Raw genomic sequence first — 20,442 nt, 5'->3', positions numbered from 1 at the left:
TTGCACCTTTCCATTGGAAGATTTTTTATTGTACCATTAGGTGAAGATATTTTCACATACAATTGATTCCAAATAAGTAGAAATACGCATTTTTTGACGGATAACTTTGGGTTAACATTTTTGCAAGAAACATTTCTTATTTTCAAGAAACAATTATTTATCCACCTATCATCTGTAGTCATGCATCAATTTCCTATTCCCCGTTGTTTCCTGATATCTTTGCCTGTTTAGTGTCTTTTTTCTACTATAGTTCCATATTGTATGTAAGCCTGAAGTTCTTAATCTTTTACCCCCCCTTCCCGCATGAAACTGTTTATACCCCTCATTATCACATTGAGCATTTATTATAATCATGTAAATGCGCAGGATAGCACAATTGAACGCTTACAATTACAAAAGCAGCTGGCTACAAATATGGACGCGAGCACCGGATAGCATTCGTATGACTTCTTAACCCCTCTTTAGCTACCCAAAACTGACAATATCAAAGTGATATTTGGACATTCATTATAATCAACTAAATAAATTCTGCACAATTAAAACGTTACCTCATGAAAATTAAATCAGTATTGATTTTTTTATCGCTGCTATGCGCCCCTATGTATGTAAGTGCTCAGTATTATCCAGACGTGTTAACATATACAATGAATGGAGTGCCTGCCAACGGAATAAAGATAAAAACGAATCTGGCATTCATTAACGGAGCGCAAATGCCAACCATCATGATAGAAGGTTTCAGCCACGGATCAAACGAACCTATCAGCCTGATACTAAATTACTACGTTTATACCAATGTCTTTTATAAAGGTAAAATAAGCAGTTCCGGTTCGTACACACCTCCTGTCTATCTGGCTGTCGAAAATGGAATGGTTGTTATATTTATTGATAGCCAATCCAGCTATCAACGAATCCATGTAAGGGCATTCGGATGGGGCCGTGTTGGTGACGTTCCAGCCAGTTACACCGGTTGGACAGCAGTAGATTCTGCGTTATCTGTTGATGCAACCGCAACTTATCTGTTACCCTATCAAAACCGGTTTTCAGGAGATGTTTATCTACCTGGCAACAGTGTATTTAATACCGATGGAAACCTGGGTATAGGAACAACTGCTCCAGGTACTAATAAACTGGCAGTAGAAGGGACTATCGGTGCCAGAAAAATGCAGGTAAAACAAACCAGCTGGGCCGATTTTGTTTTTCAGCCGGATTATCAGCTACCCCCGTTACAAGAACTGGAAAAGTATATTCAAGCAAATAAACATTTGCCAGGTATCCCAACGGAAACGGAAGTGCAGGAAAAAGGTATCGATTTAGGTGAAATGAACAAACTGCTGCTGCAAAAAGTAGAAGAACTCACTTTGCATGTAATTGATCTTCAGAAACAGATTAATCAGTTGCATTCACAACAGAAATAAATTTTTCAGAATAAAGAAGATCATCATGAAAATATTGAGCTATCTGCTTGCTTTACTATTTGCAGTGAACAGCAATCTTTATGCGCAAGAAACATCTTTAAATCCTACAAAGTTTACCGTGATTCCACCTGCCCCCAATGCCATGGCATTGGGTAAATATGGCGACATACCTGTAAGTCTGAGCAATGGGTTACCGAGTATATCTATTCCGCTGACCAATATTACGGTGAGTGATGAATTTAGCATGGACGTAGATGTATCTTATCATGCCTCAGGGGTACGTGTTGACGAAATTGCAACATATACTGGCCTTAACTGGACGTTAAATGCAGGGGGAGCCATCACACGTGTGGTAAAAGGTAAAAAAGATGAAGCGGGTTACATAGGGCAACTGGACGGGAATAAGATACCGACCAGCTTTGCTACTGATGCTGTAGACAGCACCTATGAAGTATTCAGAAATAGTGCACAGGGTATAATTGATACTCAACCCGATGAATTCTCTTTCAATTTTGGTGGCTATAGTGGAAAATTTGTGATCGGAACCAACAATGAAGCCTATCTGATGCCTTACAAAAACTTCAGGATTAAATGGCTTTTTAATGGGGCTTTCTATTATTTTGTTGCGATAACGGATAATGGAACACAATATATTTTTAAGGACTCAGAAACTTCATATACAATTTCTTGTGGGGCTAATGAAGATGAGACGACAAATGCCTGGTATTTGACTACTATTATCCTTCCCCGTAGTAAACGCAGAATCAATTTTATTTATGTAACAGATCCCAGCCTTACTGTGTATTCTATGTCTGAATCGGATGCAACTAATCTGTATCCGGATCCCGCAAAACCATTGCAGGGCTGTCCTGTAATAATTCCCTTGCATAGTAACTGTGCAAACTATCGTACTACCTTTCAAAATAAGATTAAAAGGATTGATTATCCTGGTGGCCAGATAGATTTCAATTATGGTTTTATCCGAAATGACCTGTCCAACAGTAATCTGGATACTTTTTATGCGTTAAGCTCAATCGTGTCCTCCGGATTTTTAAACGGAACTATAACTCCTTTGAAAAGATTTACGTTTGATTATACCAATGGCAGCCGCTTACAACTAAAACAGGTTAGCAATGCGGATATATATGGGAACGTGATATCCTCTTATAAGCTGACTTATAATACTGCACATAATTTTCCTGACCTTGATTCCAAAGCACAGGATCATTGGGGGTATTTTAATGGGAAGATATACAATACCACTTTACTACCTGCTGAAGAAGGAGTTGATGGCGGTGACAGAGAGCCTGACACCGATTATATCAAGACTGGTATTCTGGAAAAAATTGAATATCCGACTGGCGGTTCCTCTTCTTTTGAATATGAAAACAATACTTATAGCCGTTTCAATATTGTTGATAGTGTTTATGATCCGCTATACCTGCCAGCCAGCGTATCAAAGGAGATCCGGACAGGCTATTATTCTGCACAGATTCAATATCCCAACTATCTCAGCGACAGTATTACTTTTAATATCAATAAACATCAGTTCGTAAACAGTACTGCAACGCTGCAGGCATGTTGTGGAAATAGCGTGAGTATGTTCATCAGGAATGTCTCAACCGGGCAGCAATGGAATGTAGCGAATGGCCAATCGTATGTAGAACTGGATTCGGGCCAGTACCATATCGTACTGGCATGTGCACATGACGAGCCTACAGCAACATATGAAAAAGCACAGATTACGTTACAGTACAAGAATGTTACCAGCTATACTAAAATAGCTAAAGCTGGTGGGTTAAGAATCCGCAGAATGACGATTTATGATGGCATTAATCATGCTAATGATATCGTGAAAACGTATTTTTACCGTTTTGGAAATGACAGCATACGGTCTACCGGTTGGTTGTTCAATAAACCGGCCTACAAATATTCTTTTACCGCCATGAAACAACCGGGCTGTTCAGCCTGTGGTTTTGACAATCCTCAGGGTGAGTATCCTTGTATAACCAGAATCCGCAGTTCTTCAGCCAATAATGAAATTTCGTTTTCACATGGTGGTAGCCTCGTATATCAGGAGGTACTGGAAGCTTCACGTAATAATAATGAGAATGGTAGTACCAGGTATAAATATTATGTAGCCAGCGATGCTAACCCCTTTGTTTCATATCCGTTCTCGCCATTCACCAATACCCATCCGCTTAATGGAATGGAAGAAAGCCGCTCGGTATTTGACAATGCAGGTAAGCTGCTTAGTAAAACGATTACCGAATACGAAACCTATTTAAAAGGCAACATAACGGGCTGGAAAGTTGGCTATTTGAAAAAAGGTTTAATTTCTTTAGGGGCAGGTGTGGAACAGTTTTTAGCCAGAAGATATTTTTATAACAGTTATGCAGTGATGCAGCAACGTACTACACAGAAGGAATATTTGGGTACGGACTCTATTATCAATATTACTGAATACACATACGATAACAAACAGCACATTCAGCCTACCCGTGTTCATAAAGTCACTTCTAAAAAAGATGATCTATGGATCTATAATAAATATCCAACTGATTATACAATTCCGACAGGCACATTATCTGCAGGCTTGCAGGTATTAAAGATGATGCAGGATAGTAATATTCACAGCATGATGATAGAACAATATGTGCAGCAAATCCGGTCAGGGATAACTACGACCCTTTCTGCTACACAGGTTCAATACAAAACCAACATTCAGGGTGTGGTGATGGGATCAACATATAAGTTAAAAAGAACGGCACCATTAATTGCTTTTACACCTACAACTATTCAGAGCAACGACTTTGTGAGGGATACCAATTATGAACAGGACATTGCTTTTAATACTTATGATAGCACAGGAAACATTCGGGAACAGCGTAAAGTAAATGACGTAAATGAGGTCTATATCTGGGGATATAATAACCTGTATCCTGTAGCGAAGATCTCTGGCAGTAGTTACACGTCAGCCACTAGCTATGTAAATATGAATATTCTGCGTAATCCTGCCAGTGATACGCAATTAAGGACAGAGTTGAATAAAATTCGAATGGGGCTAGCTTCTGTGAATGCTTTGGTTAACACCTATACTTACAAGATGGGGGTTGGTGTCACCAGTGAAACTGATGCAGCCGGTAAGACTATTTTCTACGAGTATGACAGGTTTGGCCGGTTAAAACTGATTAAAGATGCAGATGATAAGATTCTGAAACAGTTCAGTTACCAATATTCATTAACCTATTAACCTGTAAATATTATGTACAATTATATAATTGCGACACTGCTATTAATAGGTATTACTATTACCTCACAGGCTCAAAATGCCCCGGGAGGAACTCTACGGTCGACAGCAATTCCAGTGCCCCCTCCATCAGCATATACTAATACTCCTATTAATTATGTTCGCACCTGGGAGCCCAGTATGCCCACAACAGATACTACTGCTGTTACATCAACCAGCCGTACTGTAGCAGAGGTAAAGCAGACCACACAGTATTTTGATGGCTTGGGCCGTTCTTTACAAACAGTAGTCAAAGGAATAAGTCCTACGGGTAAAGATTTGGTAACCCCATTTGTATATGATGCATTTGGAAGGGAACAATACAAGTATCTGCCTTATGTTCCTAAAACAGGCAATATCAACGATGGCAATTTAAAAATCGATCCTTTTAACGGACAACTTGCATTCTATAAGGATAGTACCCTCATTCCCGGTATTGGATCTGATAGTGTTTACTATGAACAGACAGATTATGAAGCATCCCCTTTAAATAGAGTGCTTAAATCTTACGCCCCCGGTAACAGCTGGGCGAAGACGGGTGGGAATCATCCCACACAACAGCAATACCGTGTTAATAAAATCGAAGATTCTGTTCGCATATGGTATATGAATTCGGGTAGTGTGATTCCGGTGAGTGGCAGTGGACAGGTGTATGCTCCCGGAGAATTATACAAAAACGTAATGATTGATGAAGCCGGATCACAGATAATAGAATATAAAGACAAGGAGAATCATGTTATTCTGAAAAAAGTACAGCTGGCCACTACTATCGGAACGGCTCATATGGGATGGTTGTGTACATATTATATATATGATGATCTCGGTCAGTTAAGATTTATTATACCACCTAAAGCAGTAGACGCTATCAAGGGCAGCTGGACTATCAGTACTGCTATAGCAGGTGAATTGTGTTTCATATACCGCCATGACGAACGTAACAGGGTAGTCGTAAAGAAAGAACCCGGTGCCGATTCAACGGAATTCGTATTCGACGTACGTGATAGAGTTGCTATTAGTAGAAATGGTTATCTGAAAGCAAAGGGGCAATGGCTATTCTCATTCTATGATGAACTCAATCGTCTTACAATGACAGCGCTGAGTAATGTTGCTGCCAGTCGTATAGATCTCCAATCGACAATGAACACAGCTACGTCAAACACTTTGTCTATCCCTTATACTTTTCCCGGAACAGGAGATTTGATAGTAACTGTACATACTGGCAATACACTGTACCAGGCTACCAACAGCATAACATTTCAGGGTAATTTCAACTCAGGCACTGATGCCAGCTTTATTGCAGAGATTAATCCCAATATAAATAATGGATCAGATACCACCATAGCTACCAATCCTTATCCTAATACAGTTCCAAGTGGATTAATTCCAGTATCATATACTTTTTATGACGATTATAGTTATACAGGAAAGTACGACTATGCAAGTAGTGATGCCAATAAACCACAAGCATTAAGTAATCCCTATGCAGAAACCAATCCTGTTACACCATCTGCTATGACCAAAGGCTTTGTTACAGGTACTAAAGTAAGGGTGCTGGATTCAGATCAATGGCTCACAACTACCAATTATTATAATAACAAAGGTAGAGAAATACAAAAGATAATAGAAAATGCAAGTGGCGGAGAAAACATTATTACAAACCTGTATGATTTTAATGGCAACCTACTAAGCAGTTATCAGCGGCTTCGTAATTTGCGCAGTATTATTACTCCTCAAACCACAGTGTTGACAATGCTGCACTATGATGCAGGTGGAAGACTGGATTCTGTTAAAAAAAGAATAGATGATAATATTAACCTGCAAAAAAACATAGCAATAAACACTTACGATGAACTAGGTCAGCTGAAAGTAAAGCGCCTGAATGCTACCGGCTCTGCTACTCAACTGGAAAGTTTGAACTATGAATATAATATCCGTGGTTGGTTAAAATCAATCAATAAGACTTTTGTAAACACTTCTGGTAGTACAGCTAACTGGTTTGGCCAGGAATTGAATTATGATTGGGGGTTCGATAGCAGTGAATACAATGGTAATATATCCGGAATCAAGTGGAAAAGTGCTTCGGATGGTATTGCCCGTGCCTATGGATATGACTATGATAAGACTAACAGGCTCACAGCGGCTTATTTTACACAGCAAAATGTGGGTGCTTCTGCATGGACTAAGGACAAAGTTGACTTTAGCGTAAGTAATCTGCTGTATGACTTAAATGGTAACATCCAGTCAATGAAGCAGGTGGGATTAAATGGGGTAGTACCTCAGACGATAGATAGCTTGAAGTACGGCTATGCCACTACAAGCAACAAATTGATCTTTGTTACTGATAAGGTGAATAACGCACAAAGTGAGTTAGGTGATTTTAAAGAGATCAATAACGACGAAACACAGGATTACTGGTATGATGTGAATGGTAATTTGACTAAGGATAAAAACAAGAATATTGATGCAATCATATACAACCACCTTAGTTTACCACAAAGTATCACTGTTAATGGCAAAGGAGTGATAAATTATCAATATGATGCTACAGGAATAAAGCTTCGAAAAACGGTGACAGATAATACAGTCACTCCGGCAAAAATAACCACTACGGATTACATAAGCGGTTTCGTATACGAACAGGATACTTTGCAATTTTTACTATACGAAGAAGGTCGTATCAGACCCATATATAAAACCGGGCAGCCTGTTAATTTTGCATTCGATTATTTCATAAAAGATCACCTGGGTAATACGAGGATGGTACTGGCAACAAAAAGTGATACGGCTTTGTATGCAGCTACAATGGAAACAGGTGCAAGTATTGTTGAGAATGCATTATTCAGTAATATTGATAATACCCGCACAGCCATATCAACAATAGCTGGTTATCCCGCCGATAATACCACGAACCCGAATACGTTTGTAGCAAAGCTGAATGCAGTTAATGGGCAAAAGATAGGCCCAGGTCTGGTATTAAGAGTAATGGCAGGTGATACTATCCAGATTAATACCACTGCTGTTTACAGGAGTACTGCTGCAAATACTTCCAGTACAACTTCTCCCAATATGGTAACCGCTATCCTAAACGCGTTTAGCGGTGCTGCAATTGCAGATGGTATCCATGATGCAGGTGGTCCTGGTTCTGTTCTGAATTCCGGCCTTACCTCTGGAATATATGATGGACTAAAGCAAAAAGATCCTTACCAGAATTTGGCTGACAAGCCAAAAGCATATCTTAACTTTGTCCTGTTCGATGATCAGTTTGCCCTGGTAGATGATAATAGTGGTGTTCGACAGGTGCAGGGAAATGCCAATGTTTTACAGCCATTGGCTGTAGGCAAGATGGTTATCAAAAAGACAGGATTTCTGTATATTTATACGAATAATGAGAGTGGTGATGATGTGCTCTTTGATAATCTGGTGGTGATACATAATAGTGGACCGGTATTAGAGGAGACTCATTATTATCCTTTCGGGTTGACGATGGTGGGAATTAGTTCAAATGCATTAAAGGGACTGAATTTTCCGGAGAATAGATTTAAGTATAATGGTAAAGAATTACAGAGTAAGGAATTTGCAGATGGCAGTGGACTTGAATGGTACGACTATGGGGCAAGAATGGAAGATCCACAGACAGGAAGATGGTATGTACCAGATCCAATGTCATCGAAAAACTATAGTTATTCTCCATATAATTATGCATTAAACAACCCAATTAGTCTCCTGGATCCAGATGGAATGGATGTTCAGGTTTTTGAAGGAGGAGTTACATTTACAGGTGCAGATGCAGTAGAAGCATATAATCAGCTTCAGAATGTTGGAAATGGCAGTAATAATAATGATAAAGGAAAAGATAAAGGAAAAGGGAAACCCAAGACAGCGTTTGCCCCTGCGCTATTTCCATTAATTGGAGAAGGAGCTGCATTATTTGGTGCAGGTGCATCAACCGGGCTTTTTCATTTTCCAGGTACTGGTGACTGGAAGGCAGCATGGAATGACTTTTATTCTAAAGTAGAGTACATTCCGAATGGAGGAAGAGTAGGACTGCTGATTGAGGAAATTCGGGAATACTTGTCTGGCACCAATTCTGTATCTGCAGTCAAAGTTGATCCTGTCATTGCAAAAAAAATGTATGATGAGTTAACTAATCTTTTATCTAAAACCTTAACACAACGCGGGGCTGTTTATGCCTTAAAAGCCAGATATGATGGCGATTATAATGTGTATATTTCCGGTTTGCCATTTCCAGTAGGTAAGGTTCCTTTAAAAGCCGGTGACATTTGGAAATATGGAGAAACCACTGATCCTGCTAATAGATATGATGAGGCAGTTTTGAGAAGAGAAGGAGTTTATATGCAAATTTTAGGAACAGGTACTCAATTACAAATTAAAGCAATGGAAAAGTTTTTATTGTATGGTTATTATTATCAACATGGAATTTTACCTCCAGCAAACAAAATGTTTAGATAAAAATTGAATAGATTATGCAAGTTCATACTACAGAAGAATTATCGGATAGTATCCCAGAGAAATTTAAAGATGTTTTTGCAATAAGCAATGAACTAAATGCTTTTTTCAATGAAAAAGAATATGGTGATGATCTTCAGGCATTGATCATTTGTATATTTTGCATGAGCCCTAAACATGCTAGCTTTTTCAAATTAAGAAAGCCCAAATATACTTTTCAAGGCAAAGAATATGTTTATGATGGAATGGAAGTGAAATCAGAAGATAGAAGTTTTTCATACGAATTAAGATTAGACTATGATCTTTATAACAACAGTGATGATATAAAGCCGATCATTGTTTCAGATATGTTAAAATCCTTGGATATCATTAACACCATAAAAAAGATTAAGGATTTTGATCTGGATAGGTTTAAAAATGATTTTGAACGGTTCTTTAAATTAAAAGGATGGATTTAAATCAGCTGGCTTTCTTTGAATTCAATGTTCTTTAATTAAAGGGGAATTCATGCTACTGTTAACGGTTTAGGAATCAATCAATTATGGAAATATAAATATAGATTGTATAAATCAACAGCAGGGAAGAGCTCCTTGCTGTTGACTTATACAAAGGATTACTTCATGCTTTAGAAAATGCGAACTGCGACAAAGATAATTTAAATCTATATCTCAACCCCCTTCATATCCGAACTGACCGTAGAGACAACTGTTTTGGCATAAATCTGAGTAGTGCTTGGAATTTATGCCCCAATTAAATACTAATCGTTCTACCACCAAAAAGAAAATATCAGATAAAATATGCTTGTATACATAACAGAAAAATCATCAGATAAAATTCCTCAAAAACTGACAGATGTTTATGAAATGAGTCTCGCGTTAGGCACTTTTCTTAAAGAAAAACATTATGGTGCTGATCTTCAAGTCTTGTACATCGGTCTATTTTGTATGAATCCTGATTATGCAAGCCTTTTCAAACCAAGTAAACCAAAGTATATATTCGAAGGTAAAGAGTATATCTTTGATGGGATGCAAGCAAAGTCTGAAGATAGGACTTTGGAATATGAATTGAGATTAGATTATGATACTTATAGCAAAAGTAATGATATAAGATTAATTCTTGCTCGGGACATACTTAAGTCTTTAGATGTAATTAGTACCGTAAAAAAAATAAAAGATTTTGATCTGAATACGTTTAGAAATGATTTTAAGTTGTTTTTTGAATCATATGGCTGGTATAAAACCGAGGACTTTATTTGAGGAAATAAATTAGATTATGCAAGTTCACTTAACAAAGGAATTGTCGGATAATATTTCTCAGAAATTTAGGGTTGTTTCTGATATAACATACGAACTAAATGACTTTTTCAATGAAAAGCATTATGGTGATGATCTTCAGGTATTATATATTGGTTTATTTTGTATGAGCCCTAATGTTGCCAGTATATTCAAATTAAGTAAGCCGAAATATATTTTTGAAGGTAAAGAATATATTTTTGATGGAATGCAAAGGAGATCAGATGATAGGTCTTTGCAATACGAATTAAGATTGGACTATGATATTTATAATAATAGTGATGATATAAGACCTATCATTGTTTCTGATATGTTAAAGTCTTTGGATGTCATTACTACCATAAAAAAGATTAAAGATTTTGATCTGGATAGGTTTGAAAATGATTTTGAGCAGTTCTTTAAATTAAAGGGATGGATTTAAATCAGCTGGCTTTCTTTGAATTCAATGTTCTTTAATTAAAGGGAAATTCATGCTACTGTTAACGGTTTAGGAAGCACTCAGTTAGTTTTAGCTGTGAAGATTGCAACTGAGTTGCCGCTGATTTACGAATTCCATTGGCTGAACGTCCGCTAAAGAAAGGCTTTGAATCTTTAAGTTGAATTGGGTTTACAGCTGATCGCGACCTTATTTTTTTAGCTCTGGGTATTTCAAACATAGGTGTATATTTTGGGGTAAATCTAGGGATAAATTTGTCTTATTAAGGTACTAAGTAAAATTGATATTACACAGTATCGAAATACTCCATTTTTAAAATTCTTTTAAACAGTATAGAGGTCTGTAAATACTAGATTTATTGAAGAAATGGATATACAACAAGAATTAAATTACATCAACAGCGGGAATTTTTTAAAACATCTCTAAGACCGCATATAATATGCCACCAGTGCGACAAGCCCCTGAAATGGTAAAGTTATTGCATCTGCAGTAGCGGAAAATGGTGTTAAGCCGTAACGCCAATATGTTCTCTTCCTGGAAGGTGGCAGTGCTATCACGAGATAATCTGTTTTCATATTAGTTTGATACAGTTGCTGCTTCGGTATATACAATAGTACCAATCGGGAATGTTTGTACGAATTGCCATTTTCATCGGAGAAGTGATAATCGTATAGAGATACTGGCAGTTGTAATTTTCCATTGATAGAATCTTTGTATGTGGGTGAAGCAAATCCTCTTTGTACTGCTTTATCTGTCAGCTCTGCAATCACGCCATATCCTAACTTATCAGCAGGGTTGCTGAGCACGCGATGTAGTTTTGTTATACCCGCATATTTTTGGTTGTCAGCAGGATAATAAGTCAATTGGGAGTTGGTTACATACATATGCAACAAACTGTCTGCCGGGATACGTATATGCAATGGTGCTTTCTGTTGGTTCCAGGATAATCTGGCAGTAAAGTTAATCAGGAGGCAACCGCTGGAATCAATGGATGCATCTTTGATCTCACGGACTTTCTGCGGTTGGCGGTCATACTTAGCGGTTTGTACTACACTGCTTGTAATACAGCTGGTGAATGACAAGAGGCTTAGTAAGCAGATTAACGGAAGTCGCATCGGTATAGAGGTTTAACTAAGAAGGAAATTACCCTACAGCCAGGATCTTGGCACAACCTGCATATTTTACTACATTGACTACTGTATTGCTAAGCGGCATTCCCATTTCAATCCCCACAGATACTATCATCGTCATTAAATCTTCCGGTTTCCCTTTATTCAACTTTATCTCAAAACTTTCTCCTTCACAAGCTTCACTGGATGGATGCCAGGCAGAATATACAGGGAGTGTAGAATCAGAGTCTTTAAAACTCAAGTTAGGATAATCGTATTCTGTGTCTCCGATAGCCTCTAATGAAATCACAAACCGGAATAGCGGAGCTTTCCAGGGCAGAAAAATGTTTATTCCCGGTAGCAGCTTAGGCACCTGAACAACAGCACTTCCTGTTGCCCTGTCTACAGAACATTTCAGCGGATGCCTGATCACATTATCAAAAGTATTCTTTCTGTTTAAGCTAAAGCCCTCCAGCATATCACGATGCTGGGAAAGAAGAATTGCCCGTTGACCTCTGATGCTTGTCTTATCTTCTTTCTGAATGATAGAACACAGCTGATTGAGCGTATATGTAAAATTATAATCAGCCAGATGTCTTACATAAGTAAGCGCCCACCGGACTTTTGCCCCAGCCTTTGTATAACTTGTGAAGTCTGAATTATTTTCCCTGGTACGTACAAACGCAGGAGAAGTTTTAATCTTCTTTTTCGAAGCGCCACCTTTCATACGTACAATCGTTCCCTCCATATCCCTTCTTTTGTAAGAAGACATATTACCAACTGGTCCGGTAAAGTCTAAACCTCCTTTGAGAATAGCCATCTTGAGTAGTTTTAATACTGGTGAATAAGATCTGAGTCTTTAGTCTAATTTAAATAAAACTCTTAATAAAAACAAATACTAATCTTATATAAGCCTTATCTATATAGATATGGCTTATATAAGACTAAAATAAGACTAGGATAAGGCTTATATAAGGCTTATAGTACTTACAGCCTACTACTAGAGAGCATTTAGAGGTTAATTAAGTGACTTTATACACAGGAAACCGGTGCAGAAATCCGTTTAACTGAGGTTGTTTTCAATTATATCATCATAATAAACAGAGGAGTTATCTTCTGAATTCAGATAGATTTTCGTTTACACCAGGGAGCTGTGTTAATCATGAATAATATAAATATTTAATATATTTGATCCAGTATAAGAGAAGAATCATGTCAACTTATAATTACAAATGAACTACGAAATCATTAAGGACGAGAAAATCTTAAAAGAATTTATTGAATGGCTGCCAGTACTTGAGAATACTGAAACTTATTATTTGTGTTTGTTTGCAAGAAGTAAGTATATGGGCGATATGGCTCCGATAAAGTTTGACAAGACTCAGTTAAAACGATTCACCAGCAGAAGAGAGGATATATTCAAAAAGATTAAACAACTTGAATGTTCTATAGGTTCTTATATGCTAAAAGATATGGCAATTCCACAGGAAACATTGGCACTATATATCACGCCTAATCCCCGCGATATGTGGAAAGCCACCATTAGTTCACTTGTTCATCTGGCACATTGTATTCAGAATGATAATAGGGCGATTAACCCGCATCAGGAAGTGATGAGCGAAATTCAAAGAAATAAAAGCAGAACGTGTTTTGTTGATTTTGATTTCGACACAAAAATATCTATCGAAGAACTCAAAGCTCATGTATACAAGCATGTAAATCCCGAAGCTGTACAGTTTCTTCAAACCAGAGGAGGATTTCATGCGTTGGTAACACCGGATATGATTGCTGAAGAATTTAAGAAGACCTGGTACAACGGAATAAAATCTCATGAGGATATTGATAAATCCGGTGATCAGCTGCTGCCAGTGCCAGGGTGTACGCAGGGAAACTTTATACCAAGGTTTATTTAAGGTCAGTTAATATCTCCCTATACGCTTGATAATGCCAATCAGGTACAGCCCGCTTTGACCCAAAGCAACGGCATAATTTATGACTGCAAGACATTGTAATACTTTATATTGCAATAACTTTCTGTTCGTAGCAACGAACCTGGCATACGGCTCATCTCTCAATTCTGTCTTTTATCAAATTGCTTAACCTGCAATAAAACCCATTTAAAGGAAAATTTGTGTCTGATTCCGGAAAGGAACTGGCAAATTATTGCAAGACTTTTAAAGACTGTGTCATGGGGAAATTTAAATACTTACTACTGATAAGTTTACTGGTATGGCAAGCGGGCATGACTCAGAAGAAAAATGAGCTACAGGTTCTAAAGATATCGGAGGACGACGATTATTTAAATCTACGGGGAGAAGGTACTGACAGAGGATATTCCGGTGGATTAAAGATCGAATTTTATTATACAAAAAATGTAAAACCAAGGTTCCTCGGTAATCTGTTGATGAGAATTACTGATAAGGCCGATAATTTATATGGATGGGGACTGACTATGAACACTTATACTCCCACAGACATTACAAAAACAGAAATTCAATATGGAGACAGACCCTATGCAGGAGTTACCTATGTTTCTCATATACTCATCTCATCCGATCCTTTGAAGAAACAAAAACTTACTACCAGTATCAGCCTGGGGGTAATTGGAGAATATTCCGGTAATAAAGCAGTACAGATATGGTTTCATAACCTTATCAATTATCGAAAACCGCAAGGTTGGAATAACCAGATTAAAAATGACATCATCCTCAACTATTTTATTAACTATGAGAGAGGATTATTCAGCCCTACCCCAAACCTCGAAATCCTTGGTTCTATCCAGGCAAACGCAGGAACTTTAGCGAATAATATGGGCCTGGGCATTCAGTTCCGTGCAGGACTGTTTAACAATTATTTTACCAAGTATGAACGCCCCACATTTAAAGATAAGACGTCGGGAGATGGCAGCACACGCAGATTTCAATTCTATTTCTATATGAAAACAACAGGAACGGCCGTTATGGATGATGCCTCCTTACAGGGTGGTTTTTTTAGTCATAACTCTTCTCCTTACGTTATAAAAAAGGATAGTATCAGCCGTTTTTACATGCAGTATGAATATGGGATTGTACTGGCCAACAGACGCTTGGGGATAGCTTTTTCGGAAAAGTTACGTACACCAGATTTTAAAGGAACTTATAATCAGCAGGTAGGCAATGTTACATTTTATATCGGGCTATAAATAAAGAAGCCTTACAACCATCAGATTGTAAGGCCTCTTTATTTTCATTCCATCACTTATTCTACAATCACTTTTGAGCGTGCGCTACCTAATGAAATAATATAAATTCCTTTAGGCCATCCGGAAACGTCTATTTGCATCGTATTTCCGCTAACCCTTGAGAAGTATTTCTGCTGACCATTCATGTTATATACTCTTAACACAGACTGTGAGGTCGTGCCTTTATATTTAACAGTCAGTACATCTTTCGCCGGATTAGGCGATACAGTTATTGAAACCAGACTTTCATTTAAATTGTTTTTCGCAGGACTAAGCGCGATCGTATTCTCCCTGGCAGAGGACAGTGGTTCTGCATATACCTCAAATTCCCAGATTGAATAACCATACTCAGTTGCTCTCGTTAATCCATACATCCTTACATAACGGGCACTAACGGCAGGGAAACTTAAATCTTCTGTGCCACCAGCACCAGCTGTTACTGTCTTTTGTGTAGTCCAGGTTGCATTATCGTTGGATGTTTCTATACGATAAGATGTTGCATAAGCAGCCTCCCATTTCAGGACAACTCTTGAAATATTCTGAGCGCTGCCAAGGTCTGCAGTTAACCATTGATTATCCGCAAAAGAAGAAGACCAGCGTGTAGTAGAAGCATCTCCGTCAAACGCTTTTGAAGCCTCAAAACCTGTAGCCTCTACTGAAGATGCACTGGTTGTTTTGTTGATCGCTATATTAGAACCAGACTGAGTAGCTGTACCATATACTTCCAGCTCAAAAATAGAATATCCATATGCAGTACCTCTTGCTGTGCCATATATTCTCACATAACGGCCGCTTCCTGAAAGACCAGTATAATCATTTGCGAGAGCAGTATTACCTGTTACTGTTTTTATAGTAGTCCAGGTAGAAGCATTCGTTGAAGTTTGAATCAGATAGTCCTTACCGTAAGCAGCTTCCCAGGTAATTTTAACTCTGTTTACAGCGTAAGTAGCACCGAGGTCTACATAAATCCATTGTGGATCTACAGCTTCAACGCTGGCCCAACGGGTGGTAGCACTTCCATCAAACGCAAGGGTTGCAGGATAAGAAGCATCTTCCATGGAAGAGGCTGCACCAGTTTTATTCAGCGCCAGGTTTGAAGATGTACCTGTTGGCAGGGTAGTAGCACTTACTACATTGGAGTAAGCAGAACTTCCCGTTGCATTTACAGCATAAACCCTGTAAGAGTAAGCGGTAGAAGCTGTTAAGCCGGTATGGGAATAACTGCTGGTATTTGCAGCAATTGTAGCCAGGGCAGTCCAGCTGGTGCCACCGTTAGTAGAATATTCAATCTTAAAATTATCTTCATTAGATGAGTTGTCTGTCCAGCTTAAGTTGATCTGACTGCTGGAGGCTGCAGTTGCCAGCAGGCTGGAAGGAGGGGTAGGTACAGTTGGTGTACTTGTAGTACCTGGTACCCACCAGTTACCGGAAATAGACAGCATACAAAGAAGACCGATAGCATCATTATAAGAGTCGCCACCTGAAAGACTGGTTAATTCTCCCCATCCTTTATTTAAAAAAGACTGGTATTTAACGTCTACTGTTGCAGCAAGGGTAATAGGAGCCACAAAAGCGAGTTCACCGGCATCATCGCCGATCTTGCTACCATTCAGATTATATCCGCCATTAAAGTTTTTCGGATCTCCACTTGTAGGAGTTCCTGTAGCCCAGTCGAGCAGTTTGGTCATAGCGGCTTTAGCCTTTGCAGATCCATAATGTTGATAACCCATTCCAATGCGCCATGGATAACGGCAACCATTCCAGCTGTATTTGTCTGCATCGTCTTCACCAGTACCACCACCGGCAGCATCTGGTACAGCAGGATCGTTCTTTGCGAAATCTGAAACCAGTCCTGTGCTTGCGCCGGGTTTACCTGATCCGGTAAGGTCTGTTATACAATTGTACACTTCGTTCTCTACATTGGTCCAGAAAGCATCGCCAGTGGCATTTTTATAAGCAACCATGTGGTCAATCATCCAGTCTGAAGAACGGGTGTTAAGCTGATTGCTGAAATCGTCTCCAAGCAGGGTGCGATAAGTAGAGCTGCCTACTACACCATTAGTACCCTTAAATGCATTGATAATGCGTTTGGCCTCATTCAGATAGGTAACGGTAGTTCCTTCCGGACTGCCACCCCACTGGTAATGTGCCAGAATGAGGGAGTATGCGATATCAAAATCGCCATCTGTTGCAGAGCCTTCTCCTCCGGTCATAGTAGATCCGTTTTTCTTGATCTTCCACGACATGAAGTTGTTGTTTGTCGTTGACCGGAAACGTGAATAGAGCTTATACATCCCATCGAAGTATTTCTTGGCATTGGCGTCGTAACCAGCCATAAGCGCCATTGTAATCATGGCGTAACCATGCTGCTCTGAAACTGTAGCATCTGAAGATGAAGAAGGATTGCCTTCTGCATACATATAGTACTGATCTGTTTTGTCAGGACACTGTTTCAGATACTTCGATTTGTAGGTATTGTAAAAAGTCTGAATGGCTGTATTCATCTGAGCCTGCGTTACATTGCTGGGCTTTATACATCCTGGAAAATTTACACCTTGTGGAAAGGGCTTGTTTTGTGCATTAACAAGGCCACAGATCATAAAGAAAATAAGTGTGAGATTACATTTTAAATCTCTGATACGGGTTTTCATGTTTGTTGGTTATTTTTGAGTTAAGGAGACCATAGTTATAGGTTAATTTGTCTCTAACTTTCGTTGTTAGTAACAAGGTTATTTTGAGTTATTCTGATTCATGAAGTTGTTTCCGGGATAATCGCTACCTGTACTCCGCAAAATTAACAGGAAAGTACTTGGGTATATATAACATAACGTTTTTCCTTAGAAATGGATTCAGGCTTTTCATAGAAATGATAGGTTAAAAGGTTTTCAATAAATTTATAATTGTATACCGGAAATATACACGCAGTCAAGATAAAAAGAAATAATGAATTTCTTGCGATTGAAGGAGAAAAATCAAATAACGTTCATGAATTCTTTTCGATCAAAATTACAGTGATTAAATACCCGAATTTATATATCTTATTGATTATCTAATCTTTATAGGTATTTTACATCAAATTTACTACACTCAGACCCGGAAAGGGGTTTAATACAAATGATATCCCGGGACATTCAAAAAGAACACTTATGGAGGTTTTAACAGGTAATTTGTCCGTTTGGGTATTTATCCCCGTATAATACCGCATTACAATTTTTAACTTTGAAATATGAGATTCAATGTACTTGTTAAGGAACTGATCCGATACAGTGGATTAATGGCAATAATCATCTTTGTTTCATCATTTATTATTCTTTATACATTCAGATTAGGGAATAATCCTACGCCTGTTTTATATGCCTTCCTGGTTGGCGCACGTTCTGTTATCCTGAGCATTATCAACATTTTGATAATCATTATGCTCCATGAAATGGGGCAGTCAGTCTCGGAGAAAAAGAAGAAATTTATCCGGTACAGCTTATCATATATCCTGGCATTCATTTTTTTTCTTCTTACAAATCCGCTGGAACAATACCTATCGCATCCGGTTCCTGGCATGGAGAACTGGCCTAACTACCTACCTGCCATTGTAGTACAGTGTGCAATGAATAATAGTATTGTATTGATCATGCATAACTTTGTGATCCTTCAGTTCAAAAAGGCCAGCACTGATCTTGAAATTTCCAGGTTAAGTGCTGCAAACGTTGAATCGGCTAACTTACTACTTAGGCAACAGATACATCCTCATTTCCTGTTCAATGCTTTAAGTATGCTCAAAAGCCTTTACAAATCAGATATTCATGCCGGCGAAGCCTATCTTACACACCTGGTAAATTTTCTTCGTGCTTCACTGGCAGAAAGTCATTCCAGAGTTTCACGTTTATCGGACGAGATCAACCTTTGTAATGATTATCTCGCAATGCAAAAAATACGGTTTGAAGATGCACTGGTCTGCATTATTGAGATCCCTAAATTTGTGCTTTTACAAGGCTCAGTTCCTTTATTTTCAATACAGTCGCTGATAGAAAATGCAATCAAACATAACGAGGCTACAGACTCATCTCCGCTGGTGATAAAAGTCTTTTATAAAGAGGGCCGTATTATTACTGAAAATAATTTACAGGTAAGGAACAATATAGATGCTCCAAGTGGGAAAGGTCTTATCAACCTGATAGAGCGATATAGGATTTTGTCAAACGATGAGGTGATCATCAGTCAGGAAAATTCTACTTTTTCTGTAAGTATTAAAGTGTTAAGCAATGAAGATAGTAATAATTGAGGATGAGAAAGTGACAGCAAGAGATCTTGCGCAGACAATAAAACAACTATACCCCGAAAGTAAGATAGAAGCCATATTAACCACTGTCAGAGAAAGCATCAGTTATTTTAATGATGGTGCAGATGTTGATCTTATCTTTTCCGACATTCAACTTGGAGATGGTTTGAGTTTTGAAATATTTTCAAAGGTAGAGATAGTAGTGCCTGTTATATTTTGTACCGCTTTTGATGAATATGCATTAAATGCATTTAAAGCCAATGGTATTGACTATATATTAAAGCCTTTTACTACTGAAACAGTCGCTGCGGCTATGCAGAAGTATCTGAATTTTCGTGAAAAGTTTGTAGAATATCGCCCCCGGTACGAATCACTCGAGGAGATTTTTGTAACAAGGAAAAGTGTTGATCCCGGGGCTATTCTGGTATTTTATAAGGATAAGATATTTCCAATAGCGATAACCCAGATTGCATTTTTCTACCTGGATAAAGGGTTAGTACAACTAACCACATTTGACCAGAAAAATTACACCATCAATAAAAATATGGAAGAATTAGGGAAGATAACAGGGTCCTTATTTTTCAGAACCAACAGGCAATTCCTGGTAAATAGAAAAGCTGTAAAGGATGCATCCAGTTACCTTTCACGTAAGCTATCCGTTAGTTTATCAGTACCAGTAAAAGAGACGATCACAGTAAGCAAAGAAAAGGTCCCACAATTTTTGGAGTGGCTGACCTTACCTTGAACAAAACATAAACGATTTAGGTTTTATAAGTAACAGTTGTAGGTTTAAACACAGCCGGAATATTCTTATTCCGGCTTTTTAAATTCCTGTCCTTCGGATTCAGGAGGGTAATTGTTACCGTACCCATTTGGTATTAATTCTATTTAGCATTATCTAGCGTATGGGCTTTAGTTATTTATTGGACGATATCAATCGT

14 protein-coding genes are annotated in these 20,442 nt (G+C 38.3%); 11 read left to right on the top strand and 3 right to left on the bottom strand.

From position 1 onward, the window contains the following. The first annotated feature begins 303 nt into the window (after positions 1-303). The 7 genes from BM176_RS32950 to BM176_RS16555 all read left to right on the top strand — a co-directional run bounded on the left by BM176_RS32950 (position 304) and on the right by BM176_RS16555 (position 10,884). Entirely contained in the window at positions 304-435 is a 132-nt protein-coding gene (locus BM176_RS32950; RefSeq protein ID WP_255373527.1) for a hypothetical protein, read from the top strand. Positions 436-551: 116 nt separating this feature from the next. Next, complete coding sequence (locus BM176_RS16580; RefSeq protein ID WP_143097833.1) at positions 552-1,415, top strand: hypothetical protein; 864 nt, start codon at positions 552-554, stop codon at positions 1,413-1,415. A gap of 25 nt (positions 1,416-1,440) precedes the next feature. Next, positions 1,441-4,668, top strand: coding sequence for an RHS repeat domain-containing protein (locus BM176_RS16575; RefSeq protein ID WP_090105051.1), 3,228 nt, complete (start codon positions 1,441-1,443; stop codon positions 4,666-4,668). Between the two features lie 12 nt (positions 4,669-4,680). Then, positions 4,681-9,174: a DUF6443 domain-containing protein gene (locus BM176_RS16570; protein WP_090105049.1), complete on the top strand. Its 4,494-nt coding sequence runs from the start codon at positions 4,681-4,683 to the stop codon at positions 9,172-9,174. Between the two features lie 14 nt (positions 9,175-9,188). Continuing rightward, a complete protein-coding gene (locus BM176_RS16565; RefSeq protein WP_090105047.1) occupies positions 9,189-9,629 on the top strand; it encodes a hypothetical protein in 441 nt (146 codons plus the stop codon). A 339-nt stretch (positions 9,630-9,968) separates the two neighbouring features. Further along, positions 9,969-10,427: a hypothetical protein gene (locus tag BM176_RS16560; protein ID WP_090105045.1), complete on the top strand. Its 459-nt coding sequence runs from the start codon at positions 9,969-9,971 to the stop codon at positions 10,425-10,427. Positions 10,428-10,443: 16 nt separating this feature from the next. Next, positions 10,444-10,884: an Imm44 family immunity protein gene (locus tag BM176_RS16555; RefSeq protein ID WP_090105043.1), complete on the top strand. Its 441-nt coding sequence runs from the start codon at positions 10,444-10,446 to the stop codon at positions 10,882-10,884. A 437-nt stretch (positions 10,885-11,321) separates the two neighbouring features. On the opposite strand, the gene BM176_RS16550 is transcribed toward BM176_RS16555, so the two are convergent. Next, entirely contained in the window at positions 11,322-12,014 is a 693-nt protein-coding gene (locus BM176_RS16550; RefSeq protein ID WP_143097832.1) for a hypothetical protein, read from the bottom strand. A gap of 28 nt (positions 12,015-12,042) precedes the next feature. Further along, on the bottom strand, positions 12,043-12,828 hold the full coding sequence (locus tag BM176_RS16545) for a hypothetical protein (protein WP_090105039.1): 786 nt from the start codon (positions 12,826-12,828) through the stop codon (positions 12,043-12,045). Between the two features lie 412 nt (positions 12,829-13,240). Between BM176_RS16545 and BM176_RS16540 the strand changes: the two genes are divergently transcribed. After that, positions 13,241-13,921, top strand: a complete 681-nt coding sequence (locus BM176_RS16540) for a hypothetical protein (protein ID WP_090105038.1) — start codon at positions 13,241-13,243, stop codon at positions 13,919-13,921. Positions 13,922-14,196: 275 nt separating this feature from the next. Further along, the gene (locus BM176_RS16535) at positions 14,197-15,189 is read left to right on the top strand and encodes a lipid A deacylase LpxR family protein (RefSeq protein WP_090105037.1); all 993 of its coding nucleotides are present in this window, start codon (positions 14,197-14,199) and stop codon (positions 15,187-15,189) included. Between the two features lie 56 nt (positions 15,190-15,245). Here the strand turns inward: BM176_RS16535 and BM176_RS16530 are convergent, their stop codons facing one another. Next, entirely contained in the window at positions 15,246-17,879 is a 2,634-nt protein-coding gene (locus BM176_RS16530) for a discoidin domain-containing protein (RefSeq protein ID WP_090105035.1), read from the bottom strand. A gap of 575 nt (positions 17,880-18,454) precedes the next feature. Here BM176_RS16530 and BM176_RS16525 point away from each other — a divergent pair. Next, entirely contained in the window at positions 18,455-19,504 is a 1,050-nt protein-coding gene (locus BM176_RS16525; RefSeq protein ID WP_090105034.1) for a sensor histidine kinase, read from the top strand. Beyond that, a complete protein-coding gene (locus BM176_RS16520) occupies positions 19,485-20,246 on the top strand; it encodes a LytR/AlgR family response regulator transcription factor (RefSeq protein ID WP_090105032.1) in 762 nt (253 codons plus the stop codon). Before BM176_RS16525 ends, BM176_RS16520 begins: the two co-directional genes overlap by 20 nt. Positions 20,247-20,442: the final 196 nt, after the last annotated feature.

It is taken from the genome of Chitinophaga sp. CF118 (genome assembly GCF_900112615.1).
Lineage (GTDB): Bacteria > Bacteroidota > Bacteroidia > Chitinophagales > Chitinophagaceae > Chitinophaga.
This window is presented reverse-complemented; position numbering and strand designations above follow the sequence as displayed.

Coding starts and splice junctions, on each gene's coding strand:
- BM176_RS16560 (WP_090105045.1), top strand. CDS start 9,969: ATGCTTGTATACATAACAGAAAAATCATCAGATAAAATTCCTCAAAAA.
- BM176_RS16540 (WP_090105038.1), top strand. CDS start 13,241: ATGAACTACGAAATCATTAAGGACGAGAAAATCTTAAAAGAATTTATT.
- BM176_RS16575 (WP_090105051.1), top strand. CDS start 1,441: ATGAAAATATTGAGCTATCTGCTTGCTTTACTATTTGCAGTGAACAGC.
- BM176_RS16550 (WP_143097832.1), bottom strand. CDS start 12,014: ATGCGACTTCCGTTAATCTGCTTACTAAGCCTCTTGTCATTCACCAGC.
- BM176_RS16535 (WP_090105037.1), top strand. CDS start 14,197: ATGGGGAAATTTAAATACTTACTACTGATAAGTTTACTGGTATGGCAA.
- BM176_RS16525 (WP_090105034.1), top strand. CDS start 18,455: ATGAGATTCAATGTACTTGTTAAGGAACTGATCCGATACAGTGGATTA.
- BM176_RS16565 (WP_090105047.1), top strand. CDS start 9,189: ATGCAAGTTCATACTACAGAAGAATTATCGGATAGTATCCCAGAGAAA.
- BM176_RS16530 (WP_090105035.1), bottom strand. CDS start 17,879: ATGAAAACCCGTATCAGAGATTTAAAATGTAATCTCACACTTATTTTC.
- BM176_RS16520 (WP_090105032.1), top strand. CDS start 19,485: ATGAAGATAGTAATAATTGAGGATGAGAAAGTGACAGCAAGAGATCTT.
- BM176_RS16570 (WP_090105049.1), top strand. CDS start 4,681: ATGTACAATTATATAATTGCGACACTGCTATTAATAGGTATTACTATT.
- BM176_RS16555 (WP_090105043.1), top strand. CDS start 10,444: ATGCAAGTTCACTTAACAAAGGAATTGTCGGATAATATTTCTCAGAAA.
- BM176_RS32950 (WP_255373527.1), top strand. CDS start 304: ATGAAACTGTTTATACCCCTCATTATCACATTGAGCATTTATTATAAT.
- BM176_RS16580 (WP_143097833.1), top strand. CDS start 552: ATGAAAATTAAATCAGTATTGATTTTTTTATCGCTGCTATGCGCCCCT.
- BM176_RS16545 (WP_090105039.1), bottom strand. CDS start 12,828: ATGGCTATTCTCAAAGGAGGTTTAGACTTTACCGGACCAGTTGGTAAT.